Source organism: Bacteroidota bacterium, from assembly GCA_017303975.1.
Taxonomy (GTDB): domain Bacteria; phylum Bacteroidota; class Bacteroidia; order JAFLBG01; family JAFLBG01; genus JAFLBG01.
Genome location: JAFLBG010000057.1, coordinates 1 through 14512, shown reverse-complemented (window position 1 = coordinate 14512; position 14512 = coordinate 1). Strand labels below are relative to the sequence as shown.

At 35.5% G+C, this 14512-nt stretch carries 10 protein-coding genes, 2 tRNA genes and 2 rRNA genes; 12 read left to right on the top strand and 2 right to left on the bottom strand.

Features of this window, described 5'->3' with window-relative positions; genetic code table 11:
• The 4 genes from J0M08_13955 to J0M08_13940 form a co-directional block, all read left to right on the top strand.
• The coding region (locus J0M08_13955) for an aspartate carbamoyltransferase (protein ID MBN8704162.1) at positions 1 to 571 on the top strand (571 nt) is incomplete at its 5' end.
• 80 nt (positions 572 to 651) lie between these two features.
• Positions 652 to 1023 (top strand): STAS domain-containing protein, encoded by a 372-nt coding sequence (locus J0M08_13950; protein ID MBN8704161.1) that lies wholly within the window; start codon positions 652 to 654, stop codon positions 1021 to 1023.
• 11 nt (positions 1024 to 1034) lie between these two features.
• On the top strand, positions 1035 to 1952 hold the full coding sequence (locus J0M08_13945) for a ribonuclease Z (protein MBN8704160.1): 918 nt from the start codon (positions 1035 to 1037) through the stop codon (positions 1950 to 1952).
• Between the two features lie 72 nt (positions 1953 to 2024).
• Positions 2025 to 2708 carry a response regulator transcription factor gene (locus J0M08_13940; GenBank protein MBN8704159.1) on the top strand — a complete coding sequence of 228 codons (684 nt, stop codon included), beginning with the start codon at positions 2025 to 2027 and terminating at the stop codon, positions 2706 to 2708.
• Positions 2709 to 2714: 6 nt separating this feature from the next.
• Here the strand turns inward: J0M08_13940 and J0M08_13935 are convergent, their stop codons facing one another.
• On the bottom strand, positions 2715 to 4829 hold the full coding sequence (locus tag J0M08_13935; GenBank protein ID MBN8704158.1) for a DUF2341 domain-containing protein: 2115 nt from the start codon (positions 4827 to 4829) through the stop codon (positions 2715 to 2717).
• Between the two features lie 60 nt (positions 4830 to 4889).
• Positions 4890 to 7808 (bottom strand): tetratricopeptide repeat protein, encoded by a 2919-nt coding sequence (locus J0M08_13930; GenBank protein MBN8704157.1) that lies wholly within the window; start codon positions 7806 to 7808, stop codon positions 4890 to 4892.
• A 219-nt stretch (positions 7809 to 8027) separates the two neighbouring features.
• Between J0M08_13930 and J0M08_13925 the strand changes: the two genes are divergently transcribed.
• From J0M08_13925 to J0M08_13890, 8 genes are all read left to right on the top strand, one after another.
• Positions 8028 to 9032, top strand: coding sequence for a Gfo/Idh/MocA family oxidoreductase (locus J0M08_13925; GenBank protein ID MBN8704156.1), 1005 nt, complete (start codon positions 8028 to 8030; stop codon positions 9030 to 9032).
• Between the two features lies 1 nt (position 9033).
• Complete coding sequence (locus J0M08_13920; GenBank protein MBN8704155.1) at positions 9034 to 9525, top strand: N-acetyltransferase; 492 nt, start codon at positions 9034 to 9036, stop codon at positions 9523 to 9525.
• Between the two features lie 4 nt (positions 9526 to 9529).
• The gene (locus J0M08_13915) at positions 9530 to 10630 is read left to right on the top strand and encodes a DegT/DnrJ/EryC1/StrS family aminotransferase (GenBank protein ID MBN8704154.1); all 1101 of its coding nucleotides are present in this window, start codon (positions 9530 to 9532) and stop codon (positions 10628 to 10630) included.
• A 6-nt stretch (positions 10631 to 10636) separates the two neighbouring features.
• Positions 10637 to 11371: a glycosyltransferase family 2 protein gene (locus J0M08_13910; protein MBN8704153.1), complete on the top strand. Its 735-nt coding sequence runs from the start codon at positions 10637 to 10639 to the stop codon at positions 11369 to 11371.
• A 315-nt stretch (positions 11372 to 11686) separates the two neighbouring features.
• Positions 11687 to 13208, top strand: a 16S ribosomal RNA gene (locus tag J0M08_13905).
• A gap of 169 nt (positions 13209 to 13377) precedes the next feature.
• Positions 13378 to 13451: transfer RNA gene (locus tag J0M08_13900), tRNA-Ile, on the top strand.
• A gap of 16 nt (positions 13452 to 13467) precedes the next feature.
• Positions 13468 to 13541 (top strand) — tRNA-Ala (locus J0M08_13895).
• Positions 13542 to 13609: 68 nt separating this feature from the next.
• Positions 13610 to 14512: ribosomal RNA gene (locus J0M08_13890) — 23S ribosomal RNA — on the top strand; the annotation flags it as partial.

The following is a 14512-nucleotide window of genomic DNA, read 5'->3' as shown; positions in this document are numbered from 1 at the left end:
ATCAAAACATATAAACTCTCAAATTATTAATGCTGGCGATGGTGCTCACGAACATCCTACACAAGCCTTACTGGATGCGTATTCCATAAAAGAAAGATTGGGGCAAATAAAGGGTAAAAAAGTTGTAATAGTTGGAGATATCTTACATTCAAGAGTAGCTTTGTCAAATATATTCTGCTTGCAGAAATTGGGCGCAAAAGTAAAAGTATGTGGTCCACCAACACTAATTCCTAGGCATATAACATCATTAGGAGTTGAAGTTGAAACTGATTTGAAACAAGCACTTAAATGGGCCGATGTGGCAAATATGCTTCGAATTCAGCTCGAAAGACAAGATATTAAGTATTTTCCTTCTTTACGCGAATACACCATGCTTTATGGTTTAAATATGGAACTGCTCAAGTCAATAAATAAAGATTTAGTTATTATGCATCCAGGGCCAATAAATAGAGGGGTGGAGATTACCAGCGCTATTGCCGATGGCGACAATTCCGTTATTTTAGACCAAGTAGAAAATGGAGTAGCGGTTCGTATGGCAGTATTGTATTTATTGGCTGGAATTGCCGACTAATATTTTTTGTGTTTGTTTTGAAAATACGTAGCTTTGTCCGTTAAATTTTATAATTAAACGCTTATAACAATTACAATATCATGAGTTTTGAAATTCAAAAAAAACCAACTTATACACTCATCAAGGTTAAAGCAGAAAAACTTGATACAGCTATTTCTCCGTCTTTAAAATCGGAGTTGGTTATTTTAAACTCTGAAGGAATAAAAAATATTGTTATTGACTTAACAGAGACTAGATATTGCGATTCTTCTGGATTAAGTTCTATACTTGTTGCTAATCGTTTGTGTAAAAACTCTAAAGGCGCATTTGTATTAATGGGTATACAAGATTCCGTTAAAAAGTTAATTTCTATTTCTCAATTAGATTCCATTTTAAATATTGCATCTTCTGTAACTGAAGCAGAAACAATGCTTTCCGCAGCTTTAGAAAATCAAAGTCGTTCAGAAGACTAATTACATTTCTCATGCAACCCTTTGAAATAACTATATTGGGTTGTAGTTCTGCAACACCTACGGCTAATAGAAACCCGTCCGCACAAGTTGTTTATGTGGCCAACAGATTATTTTTGGTTGATTGTGGAGAAGGAACGCAAATGCAATTGCGAAAGTATAAAATCAAATTCCAAAAAATTGATCATATCCTAATTAGTCATTTACATGGCGATCATTATTTTGGGTTAATGGGTTTGTTATCTAGTATGCACCTGCTTGGTCGGAAACACGCACTTCATTTGTACGCACCTGCGGAGTTAAAGTCTATTATTGATATACAACTTAAATATTCTCAAACTTATCTTAATTACGAACTCGTTTTTCATGCAATAAATTCAGCAAAACCAGAAATTCTAGTGGAAGACGAACGACTGATTATTAAAACAATTATTCTTAATCACAGAATAAGTTGTACCGGTTTTTTGTTCAAAGAAAAGGAATTGCCTAAGAAAATAAATAAGGATAAAATTGTTCAGTACAACATTCCCGATAACTATATCAATTTGATTAAGCTGGGCAATAGTTTTACTACATCCGATGGGCAAATTATTGATAATGCAGAACTAACTTCAGTAGCGCATGTTCCAAGAAGCTATGCATATTGTTCGGATACATGTTATCTTGAATCGGTGATTGAGGATGTGAAAGGTGTTGATTTATTGTACCACGAATCAACCTTTATGCACGATATGCAAGAAAGAGCAAAAGAAACATTTCATTCTACAACTATTCAAGCCGCAACTGTGGCACTTAAATCGTCTGCTAAACGTTTGGTAATAGGGCATTTTTCTGCTAGATACAGAAGTTTAGTTCCTCTTTTGGATGAGGCTAAAACTGTTTTTGAAAATACAATTTTGGCAAAGCAAGGAGAGAAGATTGTTATTGATTAACTTTTGTTGATAAATTAACCGAATTAGTGTTTTTGTTTAGAATGATTCTTGATAAATTGCATTCATTATACGATGACAAAAACCTCTATTTTAATCGCAGACGATAGTTTCCTTGTTTGTAAAGGATTGGAAGCATTGTGCGCCAAAAATAAATCGTATAAAGTTGTTGGTTCTATATCAAATTGGAGTGAGCTAGTAATAAAATTAGATCTAGATCCTGTTGATATTCTTATCATAGATTGTATAACTGTTGCACCTTCATTAAATCACATAAAACAACTTGCCGATACGTATAAAAAAACTAATATTCTCGCAATAACTAACGAACAGCCACAAAATATAGTAACTAAAATATTGGCAGCCGGAGTCAAAAGTTATTTGCTTAAAGACTGTGATGGACAAGAGATACAAGATGCAATAGGAAAAACCTCTAAAGGAGAAGGTTTTATTTGTAGTAAGATAGTAGAATCGCTAGTTAATTTCAATCAAAATAAATCATCCTTAAGCGCTAATAATTCAGCGAACTGCGAGGGTATAAATGTTACCGAAAGAGAACGAGATATTATTCGATTAGTTGCTGATGGCTTATCTAACAAACAAATTGCAGATAAGTTATTTTTAAGCACCCATACCATAAATACTCACCGAAAAAATATCATGAATAAGCTAGGTCTAGCCAATACCGCTGGGTTGGTGATGTATGCGGTAAAAAATGATTTGCTGGAACACAACAAATATTTGTTCGAAACTACCTAACTTTTCCTATCTAAGCACAGTAACATGTCCAATTCGTAATAATTTGGCTTCGTTTAATTTATCTGTTGCAATAATTTTATACACAAACACTTCACAATCTACCAATCTTCCTTTATAATATCCATCCCATCGTTCATCTAAGGATTTTAGTGTTTTAATATGTTCTCCCCAGCGGTTAAATATTTCACATTTCATGTCTTTTAAACAAGTGTATTCAATTCCCCACGTATCGTTTACTCCATCGTTGTTGGGGGTAAAGCAATTTGGAATATAAATTGTACTTGCAAAATCTTCTATCACATTAACTGTTTTTTCTAAAGTGTCAGCACAGCCAAACGAATCTATTTCGATTAATTTTAATGTGTAACTTCCAACAGCCTGTAAATTTAGAGTTGCAGATGTATCTATACCAATTGGTAAATTATCTAAAAACCAAAAAATTGTATTTCCGGGTTCTATTTGTGCTATGGCTTTGCCCATAAATGCACAAATAGAATCGCCTATTGCTAGTGAAAAATTTGTTTGTGGATTAGAATTCACGGTAATAAATGCGGTTGTATCATTTGAACATCCATTTATATCAGTTCCTGTAACAGTTAGTGTTTCAGATGATGTAGGAATATAATTGATTGCAGCACCTGTTAAACCGTTCGACCAACTATACGAAATAGCACCATTGGCAGATACAACAACGCTATTCCCATTGCACACACTTACTGATGTTGAAATTATTGTAGGTAGTGGTAAGATTGAAACAACTGTAGAATCAATATAAGGACATTGTAGCACGGTGTCAATCGTATAATATTTTCCGGAGTTTGTAAAAGTAGAATTGCTAATTGTATAAGTGGAGCTTGTAATAGAGCTATTCAATCCATTTGGTCCAGTGATTAAATAGGTATTGGGTTGTTGTTGTGTGCATCCTGAATTTAAAGTAAATGTAAGTGCTTGTAAATTACATACAGGCGAGTTGCTTATAATAGACAATAAGCAAGGAAGTGCATTTAAACGCTCTGTTGAAGGTGTGGCTGTAGGTTCGTTGGCAACAGCCTTTTTTACAAAAATAAAATCTACAGCGAATGGTAAATCTCCGTAAGCAGAACTACCCACAAATAGGCAAGATGTATTGTTGGTATAAGTTATAATAGATGTGTTGAAAATGTCATTAGTCTTATTAGTTGTAAAAAAAGGAGAATATGTAAACCTTCTTGCTTCTAAAGTATTGTTTAGCGTTCTAACACGTGCATAATTCCAATCTCCTCTTAAATCATTAGAAAGTATACTACTTCCTATTTGTGTAGCTGGCGAAAGGGGAGCTGTATTGGTTCCACAATACTCATTTGGAAATTCATCATCCATTAAATAGGTTGCTATTCTTGATAATCCAGGAGAATATCCAACGTTTTTAGGTGAAACAATTGGGTAGGGACACCAACCAATTTCGATATCAGCATCTGGAGGTGCGCCATTCGTATAAGGATGGAAATTAATTTTAAACTTACTGCCAACTTCATAATTACTCATTGTCATTTGATGTACTAATCCTATTCTATGATTATTTCCACTTGTTGCAGAAATAGTAAAATGTCCAGAAGTACTAATTGGCGAGGTAATGTTAATAGCACTACCAATTCCAAACAATGCTTGGTCTGTTGTTGGCCATTTGGTTGTATTTACTGCCCCCGCATTAAAATCATCAAAAAACTCAAATGTGCAATCTCCATCATAGTATGGGTTTAACGCAGCTCCTGCATTTCCATAATACATATAAATAGTATCAATTCCTGGAGTAATTGTATCTACTTTTACCCAAAAAGTTGTTCTAATATTATTGAATGACGAATCTTCAATCCAAAAACATAAATTTTTACAACCGTGTTGAAATAAAATATCATTTGCGTTAGCCTTCATTTTATTTGCAGATACTAATGTGCTGGTCTGTAAATCAAAAGTAATTTGAAAATTAGAAAGAGGTACGATGTTTGTATTACTAATTACAATTGGTCTTACATAGGTATAGCCAATGGGTGCTTGCGCTTGTACTTTAAGTAGCGCCAATAATAAATAAGCAATAAAAAGTAAACTACTTTTTCCTAAATTATAAATAGAGTGAATAGTCATATTGCTTGTAAGAAGTTACATTATTTTCTATTGATAAGCAATAGGAGCAAGTGGGTTGGCTTATTTCCCCATTAAACTTTTTGCCTTATTCATATAATTTGCGGCAAGTTGTTTGTTTCCAAATTGATCATAAATAATCGACATTGTATAGTACGATTCTGCCATGTTTGGATCTAATTTAACAGATGCCTCAAAATAGCGAAGTGCATTTTCTAAATTATTTTTTCCTCTACTTGGGTCGCTAGAATATTTCCCAACATAAGATTTACCAATTTTACTATAAATAACTGGATTTTCACCACCATGCCTCAAGTTGTCGTTATAGTTTTTAATAGCATCATCAAACTTCTGGCTTTCAAAAGAAATATCGCCTAAACACTCATAAGCCATCGAATTGTTCCATTTGTATTTAATAGCGGCTTTTAAATAATCAGTTGCTTTCGAATAATCTTTTTTTCTCATATATGCTGCTCCAATAAATCCATATGCAAAAGAATTATCGGGTCTAATTTCCGCAGCTTTTAATGAGCTTTTTATCGATTCATCAAATTGATTCAAATAAAATAAAGCCCATCCGTAAAGTCTAAATGCCTCTTCGTTTTTTGGGTCGTACTCAGTAGCTTTTTTAAACTCTGCAGCGGCAGCAGCAAAATTGTTTTTATCCATAAACTTGTATCCATCCGGAATAAAACTATTTTCTCGCTTTACAATTGCGGCCAAAGGAACCCCATCAGCTTCAATAACATGAATAGTTCCTTTTGGTGGGAAGGCTCCATTTCTAAGTTGCTCTTTTGATAGTGTTCTTGTAGTCCAAATGGCGTAATCCCAATTTTTTTTATTCCACTCGTTTTCTCTTGTCCAAGCCACATTTACACTATCAGTTTCCTTCTGAAAATAATACGATAGAGAATGTACTTCATTGTTTGTAGCCACTACTGTTTTTTTATTTTTAATCTCAGGTTTGTTGGCAAGTAGCCATTCTGTTGCTATTCTTGGAGATTGACACCAATAATCTGTTTCATAATTTCCGTAAGCTCCGTGTAAGCCTCCAACAAATTCGTTGTAATACAAATATTCAAGTGGATGATTTTTTATACTCCATATTGCGGGCTTTAGTAATAAAATAGAAAGAACACCTGCAATTGCAAGCTGTACGTACTTTTGTTTAATTAATCGTAAAATATATTCCCACCCAACAGCAGTAAAAGCAACCAATGGTGGATACACAAATAAAAAGTGCCTCCAACCATTATAAACAAAAGATTTTTGGTATATAGCATAAGATACCGGAAATACAATTACAAAAAGCAACGCTAAAACTTTTAGTCTATTTATCGTTTTCTTTTTGTCTAAAAGTAGAAGTAATCCCGGTAAAATACCTATTAATACAGCTATAGGAGCAGTAATTAAAATATATTTAGGTATGTAATACCAAGGTTTGTCTGTATAGTATCTTCCTCCATCAAATAACTCGTACAAGGTTAGTCCTTGTAAGTTTGTCATTTCTTTCAAAGCAATCAATGGATTTTTAAAAGGGTTTTTTAGTGCAAAAGGCCAAAAAATAAGTCCTGCAAAATATCCTACAACACATATTAGTAACACCGGCTTCAAAAACGATACTAATGATTTAAAGATGTTCTTTAATTTATGTTGTTTTAAATAAATTATTAACGCAATAAATAGCGCAAGAAAAGCATAGGCTATAAGCAAAAATCCGCCCGGTCTAATACTTATTGATAATGCAATAGAAAAAGTTAGAAAGAAACCTGTTTTTGCACTTACACTCGGAAGCTCTTTGAGTAGTTTTAATAAAAAATATATACTCATTACATAGCCTGCTGCAAAAGGAATATCCTTCGGATTATTCATTGTATGCCCCATGAAAGATGGCGAGAAAAGTAAAAGTAGTAATGCTATAAATCCTGCTCTCCAGCCAAGCAATTGTCTTGCAATTAAAGTGCCGTAAATCAATGTAACTAAGCCAAACAAAGAGTTTAGTATATGTCTAATCTCATATTCTCCGGCACTGCTAAATATTTTTTGTAGCATACATGCATATAAATCAAACGATGCTCCATATGAAATCATTGTTGAATATGCATGTTTCTTGGTGTCGTAAATAGACTGATCTTTTCCAAAAGATGTATAATAGTTTAATAAATCTTTTGCATACCCATTGTGCAAATATTCATCCCAGGTAATTCCAAACGAAAGGCTCAGTAATGGCATTAAGAAAAGTAAAACAATAAAAATACTCGCAACTAAAAAACGATAAATACCATCTGTTTGGGCTCCTATCAAAGGATTTTTTTTGAATGGTTCAGTTAAGAACCATTCAATTCGACAGCTAATCGCTGTTTTTAATGTTTGTAGAATTGATGTAATGTATAACCCTGCAGTACTTTTATTAATAAGTGGTAAGCTCAATATATTTACCTTCTGGTTTCGCAAAACGCCATATGTCAATATTTCAAAAACGGAAGAAATATTTTTGATTTTCATGCCTCTATATAGTGAGGCATTCGACATATACATGTTGCATATATCAATTTTCTTAAAATTTATTGGCGTAATAATTCGTAAAATAAAAGCAAAAGCATTACGCAAAAGCTTTTTAAAAAAAGGCTCATTTTTTTCTTTTCCCGCACAAACAAGAGTTATATCAAACCCTTCTGTATTTTTTTCGGTAGGGATTTCCGAAAGCGTAGCATTGTTTTTTAATAAATTATCATTAATTATATAAATAGATTCAGATGTTGTATCTATACACCAATTATCCAATAATTTAATGGTAGTAAATTCTTGTAAATCAGATTTAAGTAAACTTTCAATTTTATCATACGAACTACTGTTTTTGTTTGCAACAAGTAGTATTTCATTATATAATCCAATATTTTGTTTTATATAACTTGTTAACTTTGAAAAATCCAACGTTGTATTTTTAGAAAGTAGAATTAATAACTTGGGTAATACTTTCATATTTGTGCTGTTGCGTATTTGTTAGAGATAATAGCTAAAAGGTAATTCGATTAAAATCTTTGCAAATCTATCAATTGTTAATCAAATTTGGATAATTAATTCTTTTAAAAAATTAAGTTTAATATGTTGTCAAATGCATATTTTTTCAACCACCATTTTAATTTAGTGCGTATTTATTAAAAGATTATATTTATCTTTTTTAAGAATAATATTTTACACATGTTAAAAGTTGGAATAATTGGTTATGGTTATTGGGGACCAAACTTAGTAAGAAATTTTTCATCCTTAGGTGGTTGTAAAGTTCAATCTGTTGCCGATTTTAGACAAGAAAGATTAGCATTAGTTGCCAAATCGTATCCGGGTATTTCTACAACCAATAATCCTGACGATTTAATTAATTCTGTGGATATAGATGCCGTTGTTATTGCAACACCGGTTTTCACCCATTTTGCACTTGCCAAAAAAGCATTAGAAGCAGGTAAGCATGTATTACTCGAAAAGCCAATGACGGCAAGTGTCGCAGAGGCAGAGGCGTTGATTGAATTGGCGTCAACAAACAATAAAATTTTAATGGTAGATCATACATTTTTGTACACAGGAGCAGTACAAAAAATAAAACAAATGATTGTAAATAACGAAATTGGAAATCTAAAATATTTCGACTCCACAAGAATCAATCTAGGCTTGTTTCAGCCAGATGTAAACGTTTTGTGGGATTTGGCTCCTCATGACATTTCCATACTTAATTATCTTTTAGATCAAAAACCATACAGTGTAAATGCAACAGGCGTTTGCCACACCAATAACAATATTGAAAATATCGCCTACCTAACTGTGAACTACCAAAACGGCTTCATCGCTCACTTTAATTGTTCTTGGACTTCACCGGTAAAAATTAGAATGATGCTTATTGGTGGCGATAAAAAAATGATTGTGTACAACGATATCGAGCCCACCGAAAAAATTAAAGTGTACGACACAGGTTATAATCACAAAACAGACGAAGAAAAAAATAAGCTCCTTATCGATTATCGTGTCGGAGATATTTATCTACCCAAAATAGAGAACAAAGAAGCTCTAGCAGGTATGGCGCTTGATTTTTTACAAGCAATTAATACAGGAAAAGTTCCATTGTCTAATTATAATTCTGGATTAGATGTCATTAAAATTTTGGAAGCTTCCCAGAAATCAATAAAACAAAACGGAAAAGAAATTATTTTATAAAATGGAATTAATAAATCTAGACGAACCTCGTAAAACCCTTACTAATGTTAAGTTAGGTACAGGTGTTAAAATTTTCAATTTCGTAAATGCTTATGGTTGTAGTATTGATGATGGGAGTAAGGTAGGTGCATTTGTCGAAATACAAAAGGGTGCAACTATTGGTAAAAATTGTAAAATCTCCAGTCACACGTTTATTTGCGAAGGTGTACACATAAAAGATAACGTATTTATTGGTCATGGGGTAATGTTTACAAATGACCTATTTCCTCGAGCTACAAACCCTGATGGTTCTCCCCAAACAGATTCGGATTGGAAAATGGTTGAAACGTTTGTTGAGAAAGGAGCATCTATCGGTAGCAATGCAACTATTATTTGTGGTATAACTATCGGAGAAAATGCATTGGTTGGAGCAGGTTCAGTTGTAACAAAGAATGTCCCCGCAAATTCAATTGTAGCAGGAAATCCTGCTAGAGTAATAAGAAAAATTAGTTAATCCCATTATGGAAAAAATACCTTGCCTAGATTTAAAAAAGCAACATCAGAGTATAAAAAAAGAAGTATTCGAAGCTTTTGAAAAAGTATATGAAAATACAGCATTCTCTGGAGGTTCCTTTGTAGAAGAATTTGAAAAAAAGTTTGCGGATTTTTGTCAAACAAATTACGCAATTGGGGTCAATAACGGAACATCTGCGCTTCATTTAGCAATGCTGGCACTTGGCATAGGTAGCGGAGACGAAGTTATACTCCCTGCAAATACATTCATCGCTACAGCTTGGGGAATATCCCACGCTGGTGCCACCCCAGTTTTTGTTGATTGTAATAAAGATACATGGCAAATTGATGCATCTGCAATTGAGAAAAAAATCACTAAGAAAACTAAAGCAATTATCGGGGTTCACTTGTATGGTCAACCATTTGATATCGATGCCGTAAAAGCTATTTGCAATAAACACAACCTATTTTTAGTAGAAGACGCAGCTCAAGCCCAAGGCGCAACTTACAAAGGAAAACCTGTTGGCGGGTTCTCTGAAATGGCCTGTTTCAGTTTTTACCCAGGAAAAAATTTAGGAGCTTGCGGAGAAGCAGGTGGAATTACAACTAATAACGAAAAATACTTCAAGCACTTACAAAGCCTGCGTAATCATGGTTCTATGGTTAGATATTACCACGATGAAATCGGCTACAATATGCGAATGGGAGGCTTAGAGGGAGCGTCTTTAAATGTAAAAATAAAATATCTTCAACAGTGGAATGATAGAAGAAGAGTAATTGCGCAGCGATATTTATCAGAAATAAAAAATTCAAAAATTAAAATGCAAATGCAGCCCGAGTGGGCAAATTCAATCTTTCATCTTTTTGTAATTACATCAAATCACAAAGAGGAGTTAATCAAATATTTAACCGAAAATAATATTCTTCCTGCATTTCATTATCCCGTTCCATGCCATCTTCAAAAGGCATACACACATTTAAACTATAAGGTAAACGACTTCCCTAACTCAGAGTATTTAGCATCCAATTGCTTGAGTTTACCAATGTTTGCTGAACTCACGAACGAGCAAGTAGATTACGTTATCACTACAATAAATAAGTTTTAACACATAATGCAAAAGCAGTCTTGGTCAGTCATTGTGCTTTGTTATAACGAAGAAAGTTCAATAAAAGAAGTTGTCAATAACGCAATCACAAAATTTCGTGAGCTTTCAAATAACAATTTCGAAATAATAATTGTTAATGATGGAAGTACAGATAATTCAGCTAAGCAAATAGAACAACTTAAATCAGATAATCCCAATCTAGTCAATGTAATCAGCCATCCAACAAACATGGGAATTGGTTATGGATTAAGATCAGGATATTTTTCTGCACAAAAAGAGAATGTAATATTTATTCCAGGAGACGCTCAATACGACTTAAATGAACTAGATTCCTATGCCTCCTTTCCCGATAAAGAAATAATATGTTTCTACAGAGTAGAAAATACACAATATTCAATAATGAGAAATGGGTTGTCTCTAATAAATAAATTACTGAACAGATTTTTCTTAGGAATTAAATTGAGAGATGTAAACTGGGTAAAAGCTTATAAAACGAAGTATTTAAAAGACTTAGACTTGCAATTAACGAGCTCACTTATTGAAAGCGAAATTTGTGCAAAGCTTATTCTATATGGGATAAAGCCTATCGAGGTTCGTTCAAAATACCTAGTCCGTAAAGGCGGAAAAAGTAAGGGTGCTAATCTTAAAATAGTTCTAAAAGCACTTTTCGATGTTATAAACCTGATTTTTATAGTAAATAAATTCAAAAAATCAAATAATAATCTACTGAAAATCAGATAATTGATTTGAGTTGTCAAAAAAACCAAAAAATAATAATAAAAAGTATTGCAAATAAAAAAAATGGTAGTATATTTGCATCCCCTTAAAATTAAACAGTTCTTTTAAAAGGGTAATGAAAAAATAATTTTACTTTTTTTGTAAAAATATTTGCGTAATTAAAAATTATGTTTACCTTTGCAATCCTGTTTTTAGGGAAAACAAATTTGTTCTTTGAAAATATTGAGATAGGTAAGATGGCGAGTACCAATTTTTAACTTAGGTTAAATTGAGTCAATACTTTGAGACATTCCCTTAATTGGGAGAATAAATCAAACTACAATGGAGAGTTTGATCCTGGCTCAGGATGAACGCTAGCGGCAGGCCTAATACATGCAAGTCGTGGGGCAGCAGGTGTAGCAATACATGCTGGCGACCGGCGCAAGGGTGCGTAACACGTATGCAACCTACCTATAACTGGAGGATAGCCCGGAGAAATTCGGATTAATACTCCATAGTATATTGAAGAGGCATCTTTTTAATATTAAAACTACGGTGGTTATAGATGGGCATGCGTTTGATTAGCTAGTTGGTAAGGTAATGGCTTACCAAGGCTACGATCAATAGGGGGTCTGAGAGGACGATCCCCCACACTGGTACTGAGACACGGACCAGACTCCTACGGGAGGCAGCAGTAAGGAATATTGGACAATGGTGGCAACACTGATCCAGCCATGCCGCGTGAAGGATGAAGGACCTATGGTTCGTAAACTTCTTTTGTATGGGAAAAAACCTCTTTACGTGTAAAGAGCTGATTGTACCATAAGAATAAGGGTCGGCTAACTTCGTGCCAGCAGCCGCGGTAATACGAAGGACCCGAGCGTTATCCGGATTCATTGGGTTTAAAGGGTGCGTAGGTGGAATGATAAGTCAGTGGTGAAATCCTGCAGCTTAACTGCAGAACTGCCATTGATACTGTCGTTCTTGAATACGGTTGATGTGGGCGGAATATGACATGTAGCGGTGAAATGCTTAGATATGTCATAGAACACCGATTGCGAAGGCAGCTCACAAAGCCGTTATTGACACTGAGGCACGAAAGCGTGGGTAGCAAACAGGATTAGATACCCTGGTAGTCCACGCCTTAAACGTTGATCACTAGATGTTGGCGATACACAGTCAGCGTCCAAGCGAAAGTGTTAAGTGATCCACCTGGGGAGTACGATCGCAAGATTGAAACTCAAAGGAATTGACGGGGGCCCGCACAAGCGGTGGAGTATGTGGTTTAATTCGATGATACGCGAGGAACCTTACCTGGGCTTGAAAGTTAGTGACCGATGCCGAAAGGTGTCTTCCCGCAAGGGCACGAAACTAGGTGCTGCATGGCTGTCGTCAGCTCGTGCCGTGAGGTGTTGGGTTAAGTCCCGCAACGAGCGCAACCCCTATCTTTAGTTGCCAGCGGTTCGGCCGGGGACTCTAAAGAAACTGCCCGCGCAAGCGGTGAGGAAGGTGGGGATGACGTCAAGTCAGCACGGCCCTTACGTCCAGGGCTACACACGTACTACAATGGTCGATACAAAGGGCAGCTACACAGCAATGTGATGCTAATCTCTAAAATCGATCTCAGTTCGGATTGAAGGCTGCAATTCGCCTTCATGAAGCTGGAATCGCTAGTAATCGGAAATCAGCAACGTTCCGGTGAATACGTTCCCGGGCCTTGTACACACCGCCCGTCAAACCATGGGAGTTGAGGGTGCCTAAAGTCGATATCCGCAAGGAATCGCCTAGGGTAAAATCAATGACTGGGGTTAAGTCGTAACAAGGTAGCCGTACCGGAAGGTGCGGCTGGAACACCTCCTTTCTAGAGAAGATTGACTCAAGGTTCTCTCCATCCCCTATCTCTTATTTTAAAAATATACCCAAAACGAGCAAAGTGAACTTTATCACTGAGCCATGGACAATTAGTTCAAATTGGCAATGAAATAATTTGAAAGTTTAATTATCAAATTGTCTAATTGTCAAATTAGAACAGTCCCGTAGCTCAGTTGGTTAGAGCACTACACTGATAATGTAGGGGTCAGCAGTTCAAATCTGCTCGGGACTACAAAATTACTCGTTATGGGGAATTAGCTCAGCTGGCTAGAGCACCTGCCTTGCACGCAGGGGGTCAACGGTTCGAATCCGTTATTCTCCACACTTGCATTTTTATATGCAATACGTTCTTTGACATATTGAAAGAAGATACAAAGTAGAAAAATATTTAAGAAAGTAATTAAGGGCGTTCGAAGGATGCCTTGGCTCTTATAGGCGATGAAGGACGTGATAAGCTGCGTTAAGTTACGGGGAGGAGCAAATATCCATTATATCCGTAAATATCCGAATGGGGCAACCCATACAGATGAAGTCTGTATATACTGCTTGCAGTATGCTAACCGGGAGAACTGAAACATCTAAGTACCCCGAGGAAAATAAAACAAATAGTGATTCCCAAAGTAGTGGCGAGCGAAATGGGAACAGCCCAAATCTCAAATGTTAAGGCATTTGAGAGGTTGTAGGACTACAATATAGACTATAGATTTGAAATAGAAGTTGTCTGGAAAGCAATACCATAGAGGGTGATAGTCCCTTATATTAATCAAATCTGTTACTTAGTAGTATCCTGAGTACCGCGGGACTCGAGAAATCCTGTGGGAATCTGCCGGGACCATCCGGTAAGGCTAAATACTAATAAGAGACCGATAGCGAACTAGTACTGTGAAGGAAAGGTGAAAAGAACCGCGAACAGCGGAGTGAAATAGAACCTGAAATCGAACGCCTACAAGCGGTTGGAGTGGCTTCGTGCCATGACAGCGTGCCTTTTGCATAATGAGCCTACGAGTTACTCCTCTCTAGCAAGGTTAAGAATCTAAGATTCGCAGCCGAAGCGAAAGCAAGTCTGAATAGGGCGTATAGTTAGAGGGGGTAGACGCGAAACCTTGTGATCTACCCTTGGTCAGGATGAAGTTGCCGTAACAGGTAATGGAGGTCCGAACTGGTGAGCGTTGAAAAGCTCTCGGATGAACTGAGGGTAGGGGTGAAAGGCTAATCAAACTGGGAAATAGCTCGTACTCCCCGAAATGTTTTTAGGAACAGCCTTGAAATTAATTGTCATAGAGGTAGAGCTAC